Origin of the sequence: Brevibacillus sp. FSL K6-2834, assembly GCF_038592925.1 — a bacterium.
Lineage (GTDB): Bacteria > Bacillota > Bacilli > Brevibacillales > Brevibacillaceae > Brevibacillus > Brevibacillus borstelensis.
Map to the genome: position 1 here is coordinate 3,879,086 of NZ_CP151945.1, position 18,417 is coordinate 3,897,502.

Here is an 18,417-nt window from a genome sequence, read left to right on the forward strand (position 1 = left end):
TCTTGGACGCTGATTCTTGTTGTTATATCGTTTCCTAATTATACGATGAAAGAGGAAAGCGGTTTCATACAAAAATGTGACATTTTTTTATGTTCTCACCACAATTCGACAAAGATCCGGCCAACCGTGTGCACCAAGCGAGATACCGCCAAGCCTCGAGTCCGCCCTAGCTTCGATCCGATTGCTGTACAAGGGCAAAAACAGGCGCTGGCTGGCGATCCATTTCATCAGCTCCTGCATTTTTTGCGTTATTTGCTCCTCATCTGCTGCGGCACACCCTCTCTCAACACGTTCCATCACCTCATCGGCAAACCCAGGCGAGAGAAAATGAGACAACGCAGCCGAATCGTCAAATAAAAATTCCAGGAGTGACAGGTGCTCGCGCTCATCCATATTGGCGCTGTCCAGGATGAGATCAGCCCCGCGCATCTGTTGGCTCGCCAACACTTCGGGCTCGACATAATGGATCGCCAGCTTGATGCCGTATCGCCCCAGGCGCTTTTGCAGCCATTCCGCATCTTCCACATGATCGTATTCGGGCATCGTGAACAGACTGAGCGTCTCGCCCCGGTAGCCGCTTTGACGCAGGAGCTGCTGAATTCGCTCTTCCCTTGGACGCTCAATCTCTGGAGGCTTGACCTGACTTCCACTCCAATGAACAGCCGGCTGTCTGTCCCCTCCCAGCTCGGCCAGCATCGCCGGACGGTCGATAATGAGATCGAGCGCCTCCCGGAGTGAATCGTCCTGGAGCGGCCCCGGCTTGCCTGCATTGCAAGCCAGGTATTGAAAGCACTGCTCGATCCTGTAAACGGTTTGCCAGTCAGCTCGCATGGTCTCGCCGTCAACGCCAGCCTCGCCGGGAGCATACAGGATTCGGGGGATGTCTGCTTGCCCGAGCTCAGGCGCAGTCTCGCGTTCCGGCACCTGCCACAGCTCGATCCGATCCAGAAACGGCCTGCCCCCAAAGTACGGCTCGAACGCCTCCATCACCAGCATCGAATCGTCGTTGCGGACGATCCGAAACGGACCCGTGCCTGCCGGCATCCTACCGAACTCCTCCCCCATACGCTCCGTGTAATCCTCCGGAACGATTGCAGCGTACTCTTTGCTGAGGGCATGAAGAAACAGAAAATCCGGACGATGCAGCATGACTTTTACGACGTATGAATCAATGACCTCCACCTGCCGGATCGAGCGAGTAATCCACCGATGCGGGGAGGCCTGTTTGCCGAGCCTGAGCAGGGAATAGCGCACATCCTCCGCTGTCAAGGCACGGCCATGGTGAAACCGTACGCCTTTGCGCAAATAAAACGTATAGGCTGTGCCGCCATTATCCACTTCCCAATAAAAGGAAATTCCTGGTTCTATTGTCTTGTATGCGGGATCAAAGCGGACGAGTCCGTCAAACACGTGACGCACCAGATTTGCCTCTGAACGCATCAGCAGTCTGGCCGGGTCCAAAATCGGCTGCGGTCTTGACGCAAACAGCCGCAGCATATCGAGCCGCTTGCCGTGGCTTTTTTGGACATGCAGCCCGAACTGGCTGTCCATCCAACGCCCAAACGCCTCTCCTAGTCCTTCCCATTCATCCTGGTGAAGGGCTACAAGCTCTTGGCCGTCGCGAATATCTCCGCGAAGAATCATTTCCTGGGCCAGGGAGAGCACGACATCCCCCGGCTGCAGCCGAAAGGTCAGCGTCGACTGATTGCCCCTGCCCCTTCCTGGCCGCCAGTCTATCCATCCCCGTTGCTGCAGCTTTTTTACCGTTGTCGCGGCATTTCGCTTCGTACAGCACAAGTGAGATGCGACCTGCTCCAGACTGATGGAAATCGGGCGGGATACGCCTTGCTCCCGAAAAAATGAATACAGCCGATGGTAGTGTTCGAACAAAAGCATGCGATAGTCCCCCTAAAACATGAAAAAAAACGGGCCGAATCTGTACCCTTTTTGTCCTGGTGTTTTCCCCGTACAATCGGGAACAACCCAAAAATCATTACAGAAAGGATACCAGATATGAACGAGAAAGCGACACGCCTTTTTTCCAGGTACCCTGTGATCCTCTGGGTCCGGCTCTTCGGCGAGCTGCTGACGGAGCTGTCCCGCAGCATGATAACGCCGTTTCTCATTTTGTACCTGCACGAAAAAATCGGGGGAAGCATCCCCTTGATTATGCTCGTGATCGGGCTGCAGCCTGCAAGCGACATTCTCTTTACGCTGATCGCGGGAGGCGTAACCGATCGGTACGGCCGTAAGCCGATCATGCTGCTCGCCCTGCTTTTGCAAGGCCTCAGCATGCTCGGAATGGCCGCGGCAGGCTCGCTCGCAGCGTTTGCCCTTTTGTACGTGCTAAACGGCATCGGCCGTTCTCTGTTTATCCCGGCAAGCCGGGCCGTGCTGGCCGACAGCATGACGGCCAAGCAGTTGACAGAGGCCTTTGCCCTTTTGAGTACGGCAACCTATATCGGAGCCTCCGTCGGCCCTCTTCTGGGCGTTCTGGTCTATCAGACGGCACCTGCTCTTGCCTTTGTCTGCACCGGTCTTTCGCTGTTTCTGTATGCTGCTGTCATCTGGTGGAAGGTGCCGGAAACGAAGCATCAGGGGCAAAAAGAATGCGCGAGCGCACACGAGCAAATCTCGTTTCGCAAAGTGGGCGCCCATCGCGCTGTGCTTTCCATGATGGTCCTCGCTCTGCCGATCAGCTTCTTCTATGCCCAAACCGAGACGAACCTGCAGCTTCATCTGAAGAACGGCTTCGCCAATTATCTCGATGTGCTGGCATGGCTCGCTTTGACGAAAAGCATCTCGGCCATCATGCTTGAGTTTTGGCTGGTGAAAGCTACTCAGCGCTTTTCCCCCCGCCGACTGGTGGTCTTTTCCTACATCTGCTTCGCCGCAGTCTCCTGGACTTACGGGAATGCCGACAGCATTATCCTGCTGCTGTGTATGCAACTGGTGTTCGTCATGGGAGAAAGCATCGGCCTGAACCATATGCTGACGATGGTATCCAAAATGGCTCCCGCCGCGATGCGGGGCAGGTACTTTGCCGTGTACGGCTTGCACTGGGACATATCGCGCACGCTCGGCCCGCTTGCCGGCAGCTTTCTGTTTCTGCACTTCGACGGAGCCGTCCTGTTCACCATCGCGACGGCCTTGCTTCTGATCGGTGCTGTGATCCAAAACGTTTTCCTTCGCCGCATGGAAAAAGCCTCCCCGCTTAGTCGGGAAGGCTCCGGTTCGTAACTAGCCCGTGTATTCGTTTTGAATGCAGGCTCAGCATGACACCCCTAGGACAAAAGATACCGGTCCTCGCTGAAGGACTCTCCGCCGCGGGCTTGTTCGAAGGCCCGCAGGAGATCCTGCGGCTTCATCGTTTGCTTCTTCTCCTGAGGAATGTCCAGGATGATCCCGCCGTCATGCAGCATCAGCAGGCGGTTCCCCATATTGAGCGCCTGCTCCATGTTGTGGGTGACCATAATGGTGGTCAGTTTGTACTGCTCGACGACCTTTTGGGTCAGATCGACGATCAATTGAGCCCGTTTTGGGTCGAGCGCAGCCGTATGCTCGTCAAGCAGCAAGATCTTCGGCTCCGTAAAGGTAGCCATCAACAGGCTCAAGGCTTGTCGCTGACCTCCCGACAAAAAGCCTACCTTTGTCTTCAGGCGGTTCTCCAGCCCCTGATCTAGCTGCCTCAACTGTTCGCGGAACAGCTCCCGCTTCCGGTTGTTCACTCCAAATGAAAGTGTCCGCCGCTTTCCGCGCGCATAAGCGATCGCCAGATTTTCCTCGATCGTCATATTCGGCGCAGTCCCCGCCATCGGGTCTTGAAACACGCGGCCAACAAAGGAGGCCCGTTTGTGCTCGCCCAGCTTTGTCACGTTTTTTCCGTCGATGATGACGCTGCCGGTATCCGGGATCAGTCCGCCGGAGATGATGTTCATCAGCGTGGATTTCCCCGCTCCGTTGCTGCCGATAACCGTAATGAACTCGCCGGGAGTGACGTTCAGATTGATTTCCCGCAGAGCGATTTTCTCGTTGACTGTCCCCTCGTTGAACACCTTGCGTACACGTGAAATTTTAAGCATCGCCTCTCCCTCCTTTCGTCGCCCGGAACGGCTGCCTTTTCCAGACGCTTTTTGCAACCGCCGGAACGGTCAGCGCGATAATTACGATGAGCGCCGTAATCAGCTTCATGTCGGACGGATTGAGCCCCGCATCCAAGGCAAGCGCGATCACCAGACGGTACACGACTGAGCCGAGGATAACGGCGAGCGTAGCGCGGAAGATCGACGAGCTGCCAAACAGCACTTCCCCGACGATCACGGAGGCAAGACCGATGACGATCATCCCGATCCCCATCCCTACGTCGGCAAAGCCTTGGTATTGTGCGACCCAGGCGCCGGAAACTGCGACCAGCGCATTGGACAGGCCGAGCCCGATAATTGTTGTCGTATCCGTGTTGGCTCCAAAGCTGCGAATCATCTTCGAGTTGTCTCCGGTTGCGCGGATATCAAGTCCAAGATCGGTTTGCAAAAACCAGTCGATAATAGCCTTCAGCAAAAAGATGCCGATCAGGAAAACGAGGGCAACCCCGGTGAAAAAGACGACCCCTCCCACCGCGAGATTGGGCACCCCAAGATCTTTCACAAAGGTATACAGCGTGTCCTCGCGCAGAAGCGGCAAATTGGCCTTGCCCATGATCCGAAGATTAATGGAATAAAGTGCAATCATCGTCAGAATCCCGGCCAACAGACCGTTGATTTTGCCCTTCGTGTGCAATACTCCGGTAAAGATGCCCGCTACCCCTCCGGCCACGAAGGCCATCAGGGTAGCGAGAAACGGATTCGTTCCTTCGATGATTAGTCTGGCTGCCAGCGCCCCGCCCAGTGCAAAGCTGCCGTCCACGGTCAGATCGGGAAAGTTCAAGATGCGAAAGGTCAAATATACGCCCAGGGCCATGATCGCGAACAACAAGCCCTGTTCGATTGCTCCGTGTAATGCCAGATTCATAATATCCTCCTACGATTATTGCTCAATCACTTCGCCAGCGCGATCAAGCATGGATTGCGGAATTGTCACGCCCATTTTTTCTGCTGCCTTCTTGTTCAGCACCAGCTTCATGTCGGCTTGCATTTCTACAGCCATGTCGGCAGGCTTGCTTTCGCCCTTGAGAATTTTCACGGCCATGTCGGCTGTTTGCGCGCCCAGTTTTGTGTAGTCGATGCCGTAGGTTGCGATCGCGCCGCTTTTGACGGAGTTCTCTTCGCCGGCGACTACCGGGATTTTTTGCGATTCGGCCACACCGAGAACAGCGGAGATCGAAGAGACGACCAGGTTGTCTGTTGGAACGTAGAAAGCATCTACTTTGCCTACCATCGATTCAGCCGCCTGCTTCACTTCTGTCGCGCTCGTTACGGCTGCTTCCTGTATCGCCAGGCCGAGCTTCTCGGAAACGGCTTTGGCTGCGTCTACCTGCACCTTGGAGTTGACTTCGCCGGAGCTGTAGATGACACCTACTGTCTTGGCGTCAGGCTTCAGTTCCTTTACCAGCTTCAGCTGCTCTTCCACCGGGTTCATGTCAGACGTACCGGTTACATTTCCGCCCGGCTTATCCATCGCCTTTACCAGGCCCGCTTCGACCGGATCGGTCACCGCTGTAAACAGGATCGGAATGTCCTGGGTCGTCTGCGCGGAAGCCTGAGCGGTCGGAGTCGCGATTGCCAGGATGAGATCAACCTTGTCGGAGTTGAACTTCTGGGCGATTTGGATCGCTGTGTCCATGCTCGCCTGTGCCGAACTGATATCGTACACGACTTGCTTGTCTTTTTCATATCCGTTCTTTGTCATCTGTTCGATAAAACCTTCGCGTGCCGCGTCAAGCGCAGGGTGCTCCACAAACTGGGCGATACCGATTTTTACCTGCTTGGTTTCCTGAGAAGGTGCTGGTGCTTCTGCCGGCGTCTGAGCAGATGGCTGGGCAGAATTGTTTGCCGGTGTACTTTGTTGCCCACATGCTGCAACGGACAAAAGCAGCAAAGGACACAGAATTTTCTGGACCAATTGGATAGACTTTCTTTTTCTCATAATGTATCAAAACCCCCATTTGAAATTTTTTTAATCTTACCATGATTAAAACAGGTTGGAAAGCTGTAATCTGGTGCTTTCGGGGGAAGTGATACAAATCCTTGAAAAAAAGATAAGAAGAGAGCTTGGCGCTCTCTTCTTTTTACTTCACGATCTCTTTCGCCTGTGATTTGAGCGCTTCGGGCACAGTCAGGCCAAATGTTTCCGCGGCCTTTTCATTGATGTACAAATCAGCTTGTTTGGAAACCTCTACCGGTGTGTCAGCGACTTTTTGTCCTTTCAGGATGCGAGAAGCCATTTCACCGGTCTGCTTGCCGATTTGATAGTAGTCGATGCCGTACGTAGCCACTGCTCCCCGCTTCACCGTGTCGGTATCGGAGGCAAATACCGGGATTTTGTTCTGCTCCGCTGCTCCCAGTACCGCTTCAAACGAGGATACGACCGTGTTGTCGATCGGGATAAACATGGCGTCCGTTTTACCGGCAAGCCCCTGTGCTGCAAGCTGTACTTCAGAGAGCTGGGAGATGCCGGCCTTGACTACTTCAATGCCCTCTTTTTTCGCCGCTTCTTCCAGTTCCTTTACCTGTACCTCGGAGTTTACCTCCGAAGTCGTGTAAATAACGCCCAGCTTTTTGAGCTCGGGCAGGAAGGTTTTGACCAGCTTCAGCTGCTGCTCCATGGATACCTTGTCGGAGGTGCCTGTGACGTTTTTGTCAGGCTTTTCCAGACTGCTGACCAGTTGGGCAGACAGCGGATCGGTCACAGAACTGAAGACGACCGGCTTGTCCGTAATCGCCTTGGCGGCTGCCTGCGCGGATGGCGTAGCGATCGCTATCACCAGATCTTTTCCGTCGCCGGCATACTTCTGCGCAATCGAGACCGTATTATTCATATCACCGTGGGCGTTCTGATAATCGAGCTCCACGTTTTTTCCATCTTCATAGCCGGATTCCTTCAGTCCGTCGACAATCCCCTGACGGATCGCGTCCAGTGCCGGGTGCTCCACAAACTGGGTCAACCCGAGCTTGACGACTTGCTCACCACCCGCAGCAGGCGTAGCCGAACCGGTGCTTGCGGCTTCCGGCTGGTTGCCACAGGCTGTCAGCCCCGCGAATAAACATGCGGATAGTAAAAAAGATACTGCTTTTCTCATCTGAACTTCCTCCTCTAATCTCTGCTAAGCTAAACTTGTGTCCCATTATAGCACAATTTTTTCGGATGAAAAGATTTTTTGCCGCAACTATCGCAAACGCTTTGTCTCAGCCGTTTGGAACCGGCTCCTCCTGGCCTTCCTGCTCTTTTGGCGCTTCCTTCGCGACTTTTTTTACCAGCACCCTCGTAATCCGGTAATGATCGACCTCGCCGACGACGAATTCATAGCCGGTATGCCGCACCGTATCCCCGACTCGCGGCGGATGGTCGATCTGCATGTAAATCCAGCCGGCGAGTGTGTCTACCTCTGTATCATCGAGATCCAGGTCGAGATAGTCGTTTACTTCTTCCAGCAGCATTCGTCCGTCAAAGGAAAGCTGGCCGTCCTTTTTTTCCACCTCGGGCCGTTCATCGTCGAATTCATCCTGGATGTCGCCGACGATCTCCTCCATAATATCCTCCAGAGTAACCAGCCCCGCCGTTCCCCCGTACTCGTCGATGATGATGGCGAGCTGCACCCGCTGTTTTTGCAGCATGGTCAAAAGACGGCTGATCGAGATCGTCTCCGGGACGGTCAAAATCGGGCGCATGATCGATTCCAGGCTGTTGCTCTTGCCTTCCAGCAGGCTGGTCAAAAGGTCCTTGATATGCAGGCTGCCGACGACGTGGTCCTTGTCCCCGTCGACCACCGGGTAGCGGGTAAACCGGCCGTGCTGGACGAGCTTGATGTTTTCCTCCAGGGAGTCGTCGAGATTGAGCACGACCATATCTGTACGCGGGACCATAATTTCTCTGGCCATCGTTTCTGAAAAATCAAAGATGTTGTCGACCAGCATCAGCTCGGTTTGGTCGATCAGTCCGCTTTTGTGGCTCTCGCTGACCAAAATCCTGATCTCTTCTTCCGTGTGCGCCTCCTGGTGCGGCTCCATCGTGATGCCGGCCAGACTCAAAATTTTTGCAGCCGACCAATTGAGAAAGGCGATAAACGGGTACATGACCTTATGAAACAACTGGATCGGTCTGGACACGTGGAGGGCTACCCATTCGGTCCGCTGGATGGCGAGCGATTTGGGAGCGAGCTCGCCGAGGACGATATGCAAAAACGTAATGATGGAAAAAGCGATAATAAAGGAAATGCTGCCGACGAGGGCCTCGTTCATTCCGAAATAGTGAAAGACCGGATGCAAAAGATGGGCGATGGCAGGTTCTCCAAGCCACCCCAGTCCCAATGACGCGAGGGTAATTCCCAGTTGACAGGCCGACAGATAAGCATCCAGATTGTCCAGCACCTGCTCTACATTCCCCGCTCTTTTGTTGCCCTCTGCCACCAGCTGCGTGATGCGCGATTCCCGCACCTTGACCACGGCAAATTCAGTTGCGACGAAAAAGCCGTTGAGAAGGACGAGGATTACGATCAGGAACAGATTGAACACGTTCCCCCATACGTCCATGCCGTCTCTCCTCCTTCATCGGGGTTTCTTCGGGTTAGTGTAACCCACACAGTCCCAAAAGTTTCCCCGCGGCACTGCGCCAACAAGGACTGGAGCATTTTTCCACTGAGAAAAGGCGGTTTTTCTTTCTATATCATGATGTGATAACATGGTGCTAAACGAACATACAATCGGCGAGGTGAAGAAGTTGTCGTACCGTCCCGATTTGCCGATGATTGTGCAAAGCGATCGGACCATTCTCCTGGAAGCCCAGCACCCGTTGTTCAATGAGGCGCGTCAGGCGTTAGCAGGCTTTGCGGAATTGATCAAAAGCCCCGAGTACATCCATACGTACCGCATTACGCCGCTTTCCCTGTGGAATGCCGCAGCGGCCCATATCGCCCCTGAGCAGGTAACCGAGGTGCTTGGCACGTATAGTAAATACGGAGTTCCTTCTACGATTGTCCGTGAGATTCATGAGACGATGAAGCGCTACGGACTTATTCGTCTGGAAAAAGCAGCGGATCAACTTCTTTTGACCGGCGACGATCCCCTGCTGCTGCAGGAGCTGACGAGCTATCGCTCGATATCGTCATTGTTGGAGGAATATCGGGAAGAGCACGAGTATCCGGTCAAGCCGTACGCACGCGGTTTGATCAAGCAGGAATTGATCCGCCTGGGGTATCCCGTACAGGATCTGGCAGGCTATACAAGCGGCGAGGATTGCCCTGTTTCCCTTTTACCGACCACGGCTTCCGGAAAGGCGTTTTCCTTGAGAGGATACCAGCAGGAAGCGGTGGATGCTTTTCATGCCGCCGGATCGGCCTTGGGCGGCAGCGGCGTGCTTGTGCTCCCCTGCGGGGCGGGCAAAACCGTTATCGGGCTGGGAGCTTTGTGCCAGCTTCAAAAAGCAACCCTGATCCTGACCACCAATACCACTTCTGTCAGGCAGTGGATTTCCGAATTACGGGACAAGACAGACCTTGATCCCGCCATGATCGGAGAGTACACTGGCGAGCGAAAAGAAGTGAAGCCCGTGACTGTGGCCACATACCAGATTCTGACGTACAGACCGGACGCAGAAAGCGACTTTCCGCACATGGAGCTGTTTTCCAAGCGGGATTGGGGATTGATCATCTATGATGAGGTGCATCTGCTGCCCGCTCCCGTTTTTCGCGTCACATCAGGCATTCAGGCGACGCGCCGGCTCGGACTGACCGCTACGCTTGTCCGCGAAGACGGACGAGAAGAGGACGTCTTTACGCTGATTGGCCCGAAAAAGTACGAGATGCCGTGGAAAGTGCTTGAAGAGCAGGGGTGGATCGCCGGTGCCACATGCCAGGAAATCCGTCTGCCCTTTGAGGCGAAGTGGCGGGAGGCTTACGCCCATGCCGGAGCGAGACAAAAGTTCCGGATCGCTGCAGAAAACCCCCGCAAGCTCGATGTCGTCAGAAAGCTGCTCGACCGCCACGGAAATGACCGGGTCTTGATTATCGGTCAATACGTGGAGCAGTTGGAGCAAATGGCACAACTGCTGGACATCCCTGTCATTACCGGAAAAGTGCCGGAAAAAGAACGGGAGTCGCTCTACCAGCGCTTCAAGGCTGGCGATCTTACGCGCTTGATCGTCTCCAAGGTAGCCAACTTTGCGGTCGACCTGCCCGATGCCAATGTCGCGATTCAAATATCCGGTACGTTTGGCTCGCGGCAGGAGGAAGCGCAGCGGCTGGGCAGAATACTGCGGCCAAAACAAAAAGAAAACACGGCCCATTTCTACACCTTGGTCACCAGGGATACGAGAGAGCAAGAATTTGCTATGAATCGCCAGTTGTTTCTGGTAGAACAAGGATATAAATACGATGTGATAGAAATAGAGTCGCTGGACTGAAACGTTTCAGCATATGCCAGCGTCACATAGAGGGAAGGAGGCCGGAGATTCGATGCAATCCGACGCCGAAATCATTCAGCGGATTCTCCAGGGCGACATTGAAGGATACCGGGAGTTGATCCAAAGGTATCAGCACATGATTTACGTGTTTATCTACAAAATGGTAAACAATCGTTCCGATGCGGAAGACCTGACGCAGGAGGTCTTCGTCAAAGCGTATGAAAAACTCTCCACCTTTCGGGGGGACAGTCAATTCTCCTCCTGGCTGCATACGCTCGCACGCAACAAGACAATCGATTTTATCAGACGGCGCAAGTTCCATGATTCTGACGAACAACTGGCCTACGTCCCTTCCCAGGTGCGCGACGAATCTCCCCAGGAGTCGCTCATGAACAAGGAAACGCGCAGGGAAATCGAGGAGGCTTTTGCCTTGTTGTCTGATTCGTATCGGGAGGTCATCGTGCTGCGCTGTACGCATGAATATCCTTTCGAAAAGATTGCTGCGCTGCTCGGCATCGCCGAGTCGACAGCCCGCGTCCGATATTTGCGCGCTCGCCAGGAACTGGCCAAACTACTTTCACGCAAGGAAGGGGGGCTCGTACATGAACTGCCAGGAATTTAGAAAAGCTTGGGAAGACACCACGAATGAGAGCACGCTTTTCCATATCGAAACATGTGAAGAGTGCATGGTCTGGATCGAAGCACAATTTGCAAACGGCGAGGAGGTGCAGTTCTTGAAAGAGGTTCCTCGGCCGTCGGCGCAATTGGAAGACAACATTATGCAAGCGATATACAAGATGACCGGACAAGAGTCTACTCCCCAAGCCGCTGCAGCCCTTGTCGTCAAACCGGCTGCGCCGCGCCGCTTCAGACCGAACATCTCTTCGATGGCATGGGTTGGTGCCGCGGCTATCCTGCTTGTCGTCGGTGCGATCGGCTTCCAGCAAACACAAAACAGCAGCCAGGAAATCAGCATGAAAGCGGAGTCCAGCGCAGCCGATATGCAAGGCGCCATCGTTTCCGCTCCCGCTGCAAACAGCCCGGCTTCTGCGGCCATGGACACAAAATCAGGCACTCAGGCCTTCGGCGGCAGTTCAACTGAGCCAATCCAGGCAGCACCGCCTGAAAGTAAAGCAGCACCTGCTCAGGAAAAAGCCGGACAACCCGATGGGAATGCAGGTGGCCCAAACCAATCGGCTTTTGGCAATCAGATTGCCATGGATGTACCTGCTGAGAAAATCGGCGAGCTGAAGTCTGCCAGGGAGTCTGCAAAACCGGAAGGAAATGAAGCGCCCGAACCCAAACGGCCGATAATCGCTGCCCGCAATGCAAATGGAAAGCCTCCTGCAGATCAGCCAAAAGCGAAAGGCAATGCGGAAGCCGCGCCAAATCAGCCAGGGCAGCACAACCCGGTTGCAGGCGTTCCAGCGGACGAACAGAACAAAGCGCTGGCCAATCAGCCTGTAGGCGCACTGGCTCTGGACGCGAATGCCGACGAAGCAGGACAGCCTGCCGCGGAGCACGCACCTGCGCTCGTTGGACCTGCTGTCTCGACTATGGCAAAGTCGGAAATTACCCTTTCCAGCTTTTCTGATGTAGAGACGGCGGCACACGCCTCAGATATGCCTGTACCCCAGGCAGGACAGCTGCCTGAAGGTTTTTCTCTGCATGCGATTTCCGCTCAATACGAATCGCAAACCAGTCAAAAGGTCATTCGTTTGACATCTGAGTACAAGCGAAACAAAGACTGGATCAAGGTAGAAGTGGTTCGCAATGAACACGGGAAACGGAGTCTGTCCATCCCTGGCACCTTCACCGCGACCCAACTGTTTACCGTTCAATCAGAGCAAGCCATTGCGGTTACTTTTGACAAACAGGCAAACGCGGGCGAAGCCGCAGCACAGCACGCCGTACACTTCAACGCCCAACCGGACAATCAATCGCTGTACGTCGTTGTCACAGCAAACGGGGTTACACTGGATCAGCTTGTGGAAGCGTCAAAGCAAATCACATGGCAGTAAGAAAGACGCGGGTAGTCGCTCCCGCGTCTTTCGTTATATGAGGGTAGCCAGCAGAAGTTGGCTGGCCATTTTTTATTTTGGGGAGTGAGGCATCACCCTCACTCTCAAATCCCTGCTCTATCAAAACGGCTCTGCTCGGGTTATTGAAGCACAGTCTCGTTATTGGCCCAAGCACCCCCCAACCAATCCGTCTACGACGTCACATCCCGCTTGATAAACACAGCATAGGCAACGACGAGCGATGCCGCCCCCCATACTGTCAACACTGTCAGTGAGAACGGCAGGCTCATGCCTTTGATCGGAGGCAGCGTCCCTGCCAGGTAATCGGTCAACTGCAGGTTGACGACGAACAAGTATTTGGCGCTTTCCCATGAGGAGGCCATCTGGGTCAAAATCGCCCCGCTGATCAATGCGGCCATCATAATGCCCATACCTGCGGCCGCGCTGCGGACCAATACCGAAACCATAAAGGTGATCGTTCCCACTACTACCGAAACAAACCAGCCCAATCCGTATTGCATCAGCAGGTACTTCCATTGCGGCAGCGCAAAGACTCCGGCAGTCTCCAGCTCTCCTCCGGCAATTTCGAAGCCTGTCAGCACCGGCATGTCCCAGCCTGCATAGCCAAACACCACTCCTGAAATCAGCGCAGCCAGGATCAGGGTCATCAGCACTGTGAGCGAAGTGAACAGCAAAAGTGTCACATACTTGCTGGTCAGCACCTTCCAGCGTCTGACGGGCCTGGTAAGCAGCAGCTTGATTGTCCCCTCGCTGAATTCCGCCGATACGAGGTCGACGGCCAGCACTACGATGATCATCGGCAGAAACAGCGATATCGCCTGATCCATAAAGCCGCGGGCAAACGTCGGAGCCCCCGGAGCCATCGGATTAATGTCGTGATCCAGATAATACTGCTGCTGTTGCACGGTGATTTTCAGAAACTCGCGCCATTCCTCCGGCAATCGGCTGGAGGCAAGCCGGTTTTGCGTGTCGACGATTTTCTGTTGAAGCAGCGCTCTCCAGTCGCTTGTTCCCATCTGCTCTTGGGCAGTGAGAACGGATCTGTATTGGGCATAGGTAAAAATCGGGATCAGAATGGCCAGGATGAGCAGAATGACGAGAAAACGGCGACGGCGCAGTATCTTGATGGTCTCATTTTGCACCAGGTCCAGCATGCCCATGTTCTGCTCCCCCTTCTTCTGTCGTTAGCGCGAGGAACAGGTCCTCCAGCGTTACTGTTTTTGCGGCGATGCCCAGGACGGCGATGCCCTGCAGAACCAAAGTCCGATTGGCCTCTGCGATCCGCTCGGTGTCCATTTTGCACATGATCCGGCCTTCCTTGGATGCCACGGCTTCTTCGACGAAAGGAAGAGCACGCAAGATACGGCTGGCCGCCTCTGTCGTCTCTGGAGAAACGCTCCATTCCACCTGATCGCCAAACTGTTCCATCAAGTCTTTGACAAGTCCGACCGAAATGACTTTGCCCTTGCCTATGATCGCTACCCTGTCGCACATCATCTCGATTTCGCTGAGCAAATGGCTGGAAATGAAGACAGCCAGCCCTTCCTCTTCGGCAAGTCTGCGGATAAACTGGCGCAGCTCGCGAATTCCTGCGGGATCGAGGCCGTTGGTCGGCTCGTCCAGGATCAGCAGCTTCGGATTGTGAAGCAGGGCCTGAGCGATCCCGAGCCTCTGCCGCATCCCGAGCGAATACGTCTTTACCTTGTCGTCGATCGCTCTTTGCAAATCGACAAAACGGACAATCTCTTCAATCCGCTCACGCGAGATGCCGCCGCTCATTCTGGCAAAGTGCTCCAGGTTTTCCCGGCCTGTCATAAACTTGTACAGCTCCGGATTTTCCACAATGCATCCCACTTGAGCGATTGCCTGGGGAAAATGCTTGTGCAGCGAGATGCCGCCAATGTGAATTTCTCCCGCATCTGCCGACGCAAGCCCGACCAGCATCCTGATAGTCGTGGTCTTGCCGGCACCGTTTGGCCCGAGAAAGCCAAATACTTCACCCGCATATACGTCAAAGGAAATGTCCTTGATGATCGGCTTTCCTCCCATTTGCTTGCGAAGCCCTTTGATTGACAATACCGTTTCCGTCAAATAGCTGCACCTCCTATCCTGTCAACTGCCCCTGCTTGGGCAAAAAAGGGTCTGTTGTGGTACACTCAAAATATATGTTTACTGTCACATTATACCATGCAACACGATTCAATACCGAAACGGGAGGTACCCATGCAAAGCTCCGGCAAATGGTTATGGCGCGTGTTTGGACTTCTCTCGCTGGCCTCGATGCTGCTGCTGGCGGCTGGTTTTGTGCTCGCTCTTGACCCGAGCCAGCTTGCTCCAGAAGGCCCAGTCGGCCCTGTAAAAGAGGCAAAGCCGCCTACTCTGGTCCCGGCAGAAGGAGTCCGGCAAATCGTCGGGCTCGGTGATTCGTTGACAAGAGGTGTCGGTGACGCCAACGGGCTTGGCTACATCGGACTTGTGCGGCAAGCTCTGGAAAAAAAGAGCGGCAACAAGATCACGCTGTCCAATCTGGCTATCAACGGGCAAGAATCGCCCTCCCTCGTAGCCCAGTTGTCTCAGAAGCAGGTGCAAAGCCAACTGGCAGCCTCCGACCTCATCTTCTTTACCATTGGCGGGAACGATCTGTTCAAGCAGTCCGGAGAGCTGGAGGAACTCGATGAAAAAAAATTGGCCGCAGCCACAAAACGGCTGACGGTCAACTTTGAAGAGATTATCAAGCAAATCAGAAAAGCAAACCCGGATGCAACGATTGTCTATGCGTCCCTGTACAACCCGTTTGGAGACACCGAAGCAGCAGCGGATACGATTCAGCCTGTCCTGGATTGGAACAGCGCAGCTTCCGATATTGCCGCTCGCTATCCCCGCGTGCTGGTCGTGCCGACCTATGACCTGTTCGTAAACAAGGAGCAAGCTTATTTGTATACGGATCATTTTCACCCGAACGCAGCGGGCTACAAGCGGATTGCCGACCGGATCCTGCAGGCGTTGGAATAACTTCGCTCCCCGCTCCCTTTAGGCCTGGACTCGCGCGGCATCGAGCGCTTTCCCGCTCTGCTTCAAGTACGCGCGCTGTCCAGCCCACTGGAAGGCTGTACTGGTCAAGGAAAAAGCGGCGACGACACAGAATAAAGCGCTGCCTCCCAAAGTAGCCAGGAAAATGCCGCCCATCCACGGACCGATGAACTGCCCCAGATTGCTGAAGCTCTTGGCCCCGTAATACGTACCGCGCATATCCTCCGGGGCCATGCGGTCAATCAGCACGTCAGATGCGGTAAAGGTGAGGATTTCACCCAATGTAAAGACGACCATGGCGATGATGAACACGCTCCACGAACCGGCAAAAGCAAATCCTACATCCCCCAGCGCATAGGCCACGTTTCCGACCACGATACTGGTGAGCGGCGTCCGTTTTTCCGACCAGCGCATAAGCGGCATCTGCATCAGCACGACGACAATCGCGTTTACGCTCATCAGGATCGCAAACAGCTTCGTCCCGTCAACCACAGACATTTCCGCGTACTTTGCCAAGGTAGAGGACATCTGCGAGTAGCCGATCGCCCCGAAGACGCCAGCCACCATGTACAGGCGGAAGGCCTTGTCCTTGACCACGACTTCAAAAGCTCGCTGAAAGCTGACGGCTTCCTTCTTCTGCCCCTCGATCTTTTTGATCCCAAACACGTTCAGCATCATTTGCAAGCTGATTACGTACACCAGGTAAATGGCCGCCGTTACGAGAAACGGCAGTGCGGCGGAAGTCATGGCCAGCATCGCGCCCAGTATCGGCCCGACCGCGACCCCGACGTTGATCGCCGTATAGCGGAGTCCGAAGACGCGGAAGCGTTTTTCCGGCGGAGTGACATCCGCCATCAGCGCTTGGGAAACAGGCTCGTAAAAAGAACGGCAGAGCCCGCCGATAATATTGAGCAGCAGAAACAAAAGCGGGCTTTTCCCGAATGCAAAACCGACGAACACAAGCATCCATACATAAAGGGCACCGAGCATGACCCGGCGCCGTCCGAACTTGTCCGAAAGGGTTCCCCCGAAAAATCCTCCGATTGTTCCGGCAAGCGCACCGGCACCAATCGTCAGTCCAATCATCCCGAGGTCCATATCCGTATGGTTGGACAAAAACAGAAACAGAAAGGGCATGCTCATCGAGCTGGCCGCCCGTACAAATACCGTCCCGACCACCAATGACCAGACAATCGGGTGAAACTCACGAAACATTGCGCTGACCCTACTCATTTTTCTCTCTCCTCTAGGTGTTCTGCTCTTCTACCAATTCCGAACAGTTCCGTAAGTTTTTTTTTATTGTAGTGAGCGGCACTTGATTCGTCAATCAAGTTTGAAGCTTTTTGATTATGGAAAATTTCGATGAGGATGTTCGATTATTTGATAAGGTTGGAAAAACTCGGAGGCGGACAGATGAAAATGCAAGAAAGCCGGGGCATCTCCCCGGCTCTGAAACGCAATGGCACGTCTTTATGCTTCCACTTTGATCTGACCGATCAATTCGTTCTGCTCATTCCACTTTACCGCATGATAGATGGCGTCGTGGTAGAAGGTAAACCACGCTCCATCCTTCAAGCCTTGTTTGACCCATTTTTCCTTGGCAAAAATGGAGTCCATCGGGTAATCGTCATAAGCCAGCACCCACAGAGAATTTTGATGTGCATGAGTCGGCATCAGATCAGCCATGTGCAGGGCAAGCTCGCCCCCGCTTTCCATTCTGACAATGCTGTGTCCCTGGCTGTGTCCCCCTGTATGGTGCATCGTGACACCCGGGATGACAGAAAGCTCGGAGCCGAAGGTCTGCACCTGCTGCTCGATCGGACGCCAGTTTTCTTCCCAGTATGTATTGCGGGAACGGATGTTGGGGTTTCTCATCTCCTCCCACTCCAGCTCCTGTACGTAAATAACGGCCCTGGGGAAGGTGGAGGACAACTGGCCGCCGTCCTTGACCGATACCAGTCCATTGGCGTGATCATAGTGCATGTGGGTCATTAATACAATATCAATATCTTCCGGAGAGAGTCCAACCGCTTGCAGAGACTCGAGCACCTCTGATTCTTCCTGCAATCCGAAATTGCGCTTCTGCTTTTCGGTCAAACGATCTTTCCCGATTCCCGATTCGATCAGGATGCGCTTCCCGCCCGCTTGCAGGAGAATGGGATCAGCCCGGAGCGGTATCTGGTTCAGCTCGTTGTTTGGGTAACGCTTGCTCCACAGAGGCTTTGGCACCACTCCAAACATCGCACCGCCATCCAACTGTGTCAGGCCGCCTCGCAGCCAGGTCAGGGAAAACTCCCCCAGCTTCCATTCTGTCAACTTCATTTGCCTCATCTCCTGTCTGAAAATAGGGTCAGGATAGTGAAAAAGCACCCTGCCTGGGTGCCCTATTGTTTCACTGCTACGTTGACCGTACGAGTCGCGGGCGACATTTCCAGACAAATTTCACTGGAGATGGCCTGGACAGACAGATCCGAATCGCAGCGTCTATGACTGAGCACAAGTTGTGCGATTTTCTCGGTTTCGTGATAAATGCTGATCAACGTTTGCAGCGGATTGGCACTGCCGCCGGCAATCACCTTAAAACCCGGGGCTATTGTAAACGTCCATCCCTCCACTTTTACAACCCGCTCGGTAGAGTGCAAGAAATGACGTTTTCCCAATAAGATGCCATTTTGATTCATCAAGGCGAGAGCCCCCATTCAAATTGATTTGAACAGCACATTTTTATTTTGCAAAAAAACATGTACAAATGATAGTCTTTCGACAAAAGATCCTAAAAGCCGACAATATTCTA

General features: G+C 54.1%; 16 protein-coding genes. 5 read left to right on the plus strand and 11 right to left on the minus strand.

All coding sequences use genetic code 11. From position 1 onward, the window contains the following. Positions 1 to 87 precede the first annotated feature (87 nt). Positions 88 to 1,896 carry an SgrR family transcriptional regulator gene (locus NST96_RS19210; protein WP_227277889.1) on the minus strand — a complete coding sequence of 603 codons (1,809 nt, stop codon included), beginning with the start codon at positions 1,894 to 1,896 and terminating at the stop codon, positions 88 to 90. 117 nt (positions 1,897 to 2,013) lie between these two features. Here NST96_RS19210 and NST96_RS19215 point away from each other — a divergent pair, with 117 nt between their 5' ends. Beyond that, the gene (locus NST96_RS19215; RefSeq protein WP_172920317.1) at positions 2,014 to 3,240 is read left to right on the plus strand and encodes an MFS transporter; all 1,227 of its coding nucleotides are present in this window, start codon (positions 2,014 to 2,016) and stop codon (positions 3,238 to 3,240) included. Positions 3,241 to 3,284: 44 nt separating this feature from the next. On the opposite strand, the gene NST96_RS19220 is transcribed toward NST96_RS19215, so the two are convergent. The 5 genes from NST96_RS19220 to NST96_RS19240 all read right to left on the minus strand — a co-directional run bounded on the left by NST96_RS19220 (position 3,285) and on the right by NST96_RS19240 (position 8,684). Further along, a complete protein-coding gene (locus tag NST96_RS19220; RefSeq protein WP_003386658.1) occupies positions 3,285 to 4,082 on the minus strand; it encodes an ATP-binding cassette domain-containing protein in 798 nt (265 codons plus the stop codon). Next, complete coding sequence (locus NST96_RS19225; RefSeq protein ID WP_342404317.1) at positions 4,075 to 5,007, minus strand: ABC transporter permease; 933 nt, start codon at positions 5,005 to 5,007, stop codon at positions 4,075 to 4,077. Before NST96_RS19225 ends, NST96_RS19220 begins: the two co-directional genes overlap by 8 nt. Before the next feature lie 15 nt (positions 5,008 to 5,022). Beyond that, on the minus strand, positions 5,023 to 6,084 hold the full coding sequence (locus tag NST96_RS19230; RefSeq protein ID WP_024984976.1) for an ABC transporter substrate-binding protein: 1,062 nt from the start codon (positions 6,082 to 6,084) through the stop codon (positions 5,023 to 5,025). 139 nt (positions 6,085 to 6,223) lie between these two features. Beyond that, positions 6,224 to 7,234: an ABC transporter substrate-binding protein gene (locus NST96_RS19235; RefSeq protein WP_024984975.1), complete on the minus strand. Its 1,011-nt coding sequence runs from the start codon at positions 7,232 to 7,234 to the stop codon at positions 6,224 to 6,226. A 106-nt stretch (positions 7,235 to 7,340) separates the two neighbouring features. Further along, positions 7,341 to 8,684 carry a hemolysin family protein gene (locus NST96_RS19240; RefSeq protein WP_003386662.1) on the minus strand — a complete coding sequence of 448 codons (1,344 nt, stop codon included), beginning with the start codon at positions 8,682 to 8,684 and terminating at the stop codon, positions 7,341 to 7,343. 148 nt (positions 8,685 to 8,832) lie between these two features. On the opposite strand from NST96_RS19240, the gene NST96_RS19245 reads away from it, so the two are divergent. Genes NST96_RS19245 through NST96_RS19255 form a run of 3 tightly spaced genes read left to right on the plus strand, consistent with a single transcriptional unit; the run spans position 8,833 to position 12,572 of the window. Then, positions 8,833 to 10,551, plus strand: coding sequence for a DNA repair helicase XPB (locus NST96_RS19245; RefSeq protein ID WP_172920316.1), 1,719 nt, complete (start codon positions 8,833 to 8,835; stop codon positions 10,549 to 10,551). Positions 10,552 to 10,603: 52 nt separating this feature from the next. Beyond that, positions 10,604 to 11,173 carry an RNA polymerase sigma factor gene (locus tag NST96_RS19250; RefSeq protein WP_003386667.1) on the plus strand — a complete coding sequence of 190 codons (570 nt, stop codon included), beginning with the start codon at positions 10,604 to 10,606 and terminating at the stop codon, positions 11,171 to 11,173. Beyond that, positions 11,154 to 12,572: a hypothetical protein gene (locus NST96_RS19255; RefSeq protein ID WP_342404318.1), complete on the plus strand. Its 1,419-nt coding sequence runs from the start codon at positions 11,154 to 11,156 to the stop codon at positions 12,570 to 12,572. The genes NST96_RS19250 and NST96_RS19255 overlap by 20 nt, the downstream gene beginning before the upstream one ends. A 191-nt stretch (positions 12,573 to 12,763) precedes the next feature. Here NST96_RS19255 and NST96_RS19260 read toward each other — a convergent pair whose 3' ends face one another. Next, the gene (locus tag NST96_RS19260; RefSeq protein WP_003386669.1) at positions 12,764 to 13,747 is read right to left on the minus strand and encodes an ABC transporter permease; all 984 of its coding nucleotides are present in this window, start codon (positions 13,745 to 13,747) and stop codon (positions 12,764 to 12,766) included. Continuing rightward, positions 13,725 to 14,642, minus strand: a complete 918-nt coding sequence (locus tag NST96_RS19265) for an ABC transporter ATP-binding protein (protein WP_227277895.1) — start codon at positions 14,640 to 14,642, stop codon at positions 13,725 to 13,727. The genes NST96_RS19260 and NST96_RS19265 overlap by 23 nt, the downstream gene beginning before the upstream one ends. Before the next feature lie 174 nt (positions 14,643 to 14,816). Between NST96_RS19265 and NST96_RS19270 the strand changes: the two genes are divergently transcribed. Then, positions 14,817 to 15,605: a GDSL-type esterase/lipase family protein gene (locus NST96_RS19270; RefSeq protein ID WP_122958783.1), complete on the plus strand. Its 789-nt coding sequence runs from the start codon at positions 14,817 to 14,819 to the stop codon at positions 15,603 to 15,605. Between the two features lie 18 nt (positions 15,606 to 15,623). Here the strand turns inward: NST96_RS19270 and NST96_RS19275 are convergent, their stop codons facing one another. The 3 genes from NST96_RS19275 to NST96_RS19285 form a co-directional block, all read right to left on the minus strand. Further along, complete coding sequence (locus NST96_RS19275) at positions 15,624 to 16,856, minus strand: MFS transporter (RefSeq protein WP_024984970.1); 1,233 nt, start codon at positions 16,854 to 16,856, stop codon at positions 15,624 to 15,626. A gap of 237 nt (positions 16,857 to 17,093) precedes the next feature. Then, positions 17,094 to 17,945, minus strand: coding sequence for an MBL fold metallo-hydrolase (locus NST96_RS19280; protein ID WP_003386673.1), 852 nt, complete (start codon positions 17,943 to 17,945; stop codon positions 17,094 to 17,096). 62 nt (positions 17,946 to 18,007) lie between these two features. After that, on the minus strand, positions 18,008 to 18,304 hold the full coding sequence (locus tag NST96_RS19285; RefSeq protein WP_039070878.1) for a hypothetical protein: 297 nt from the start codon (positions 18,302 to 18,304) through the stop codon (positions 18,008 to 18,010). Positions 18,305 to 18,417 lie beyond the last annotated feature (113 nt).

Excerpts from the sequence above, each read along its gene's own strand:
- NST96_RS19210 (WP_227277889.1), bottom strand. The coding sequence starts at position 1,896 with ATGCTTTTGTTCGAACACTACCATCGGCTGTATTCATTTTTTCGGGAG.
- NST96_RS19215 (WP_172920317.1), top strand. The coding sequence starts at position 2,014 with ATGAACGAGAAAGCGACACGCCTTTTTTCCAGGTACCCTGTGATCCTC.
- NST96_RS19220 (WP_003386658.1), bottom strand. The coding sequence starts at position 4,082 with ATGCTTAAAATTTCACGTGTACGCAAGGTGTTCAACGAGGGGACAGTC.
- NST96_RS19225 (WP_342404317.1), bottom strand. The coding sequence starts at position 5,007 with ATGAATCTGGCATTACACGGAGCAATCGAACAGGGCTTGTTGTTCGCG.
- NST96_RS19235 (WP_024984975.1), bottom strand. The coding sequence starts at position 7,234 with ATGAGAAAAGCAGTATCTTTTTTACTATCCGCATGTTTATTCGCGGGG.
- NST96_RS19240 (WP_003386662.1), bottom strand. The coding sequence starts at position 8,684 with ATGGACGTATGGGGGAACGTGTTCAATCTGTTCCTGATCGTAATCCTC.
- NST96_RS19245 (WP_172920316.1), top strand. The coding sequence starts at position 8,833 with ATGGTGCTAAACGAACATACAATCGGCGAGGTGAAGAAGTTGTCGTAC.
- NST96_RS19250 (WP_003386667.1), top strand. The coding sequence starts at position 10,604 with ATGCAATCCGACGCCGAAATCATTCAGCGGATTCTCCAGGGCGACATT.
- NST96_RS19255 (WP_342404318.1), top strand. The coding sequence starts at position 11,154 with ATGAACTGCCAGGAATTTAGAAAAGCTTGGGAAGACACCACGAATGAG.
- NST96_RS19260 (WP_003386669.1), bottom strand. The coding sequence starts at position 13,747 with ATGCTGGACCTGGTGCAAAATGAGACCATCAAGATACTGCGCCGTCGC.
- NST96_RS19265 (WP_227277895.1), bottom strand. The coding sequence starts at position 14,642 with ATGGGAGGAAAGCCGATCATCAAGGACATTTCCTTTGACGTATATGCG.
- NST96_RS19270 (WP_122958783.1), top strand. The coding sequence starts at position 14,817 with ATGCAAAGCTCCGGCAAATGGTTATGGCGCGTGTTTGGACTTCTCTCG.
- NST96_RS19275 (WP_024984970.1), bottom strand. The coding sequence starts at position 16,856 with ATGAGTAGGGTCAGCGCAATGTTTCGTGAGTTTCACCCGATTGTCTGG.
- NST96_RS19280 (WP_003386673.1), bottom strand. The coding sequence starts at position 17,945 with ATGAAGTTGACAGAATGGAAGCTGGGGGAGTTTTCCCTGACCTGGCTG.
- NST96_RS19285 (WP_039070878.1), bottom strand. The coding sequence starts at position 18,304 with ATGAATCAAAATGGCATCTTATTGGGAAAACGTCATTTCTTGCACTCT.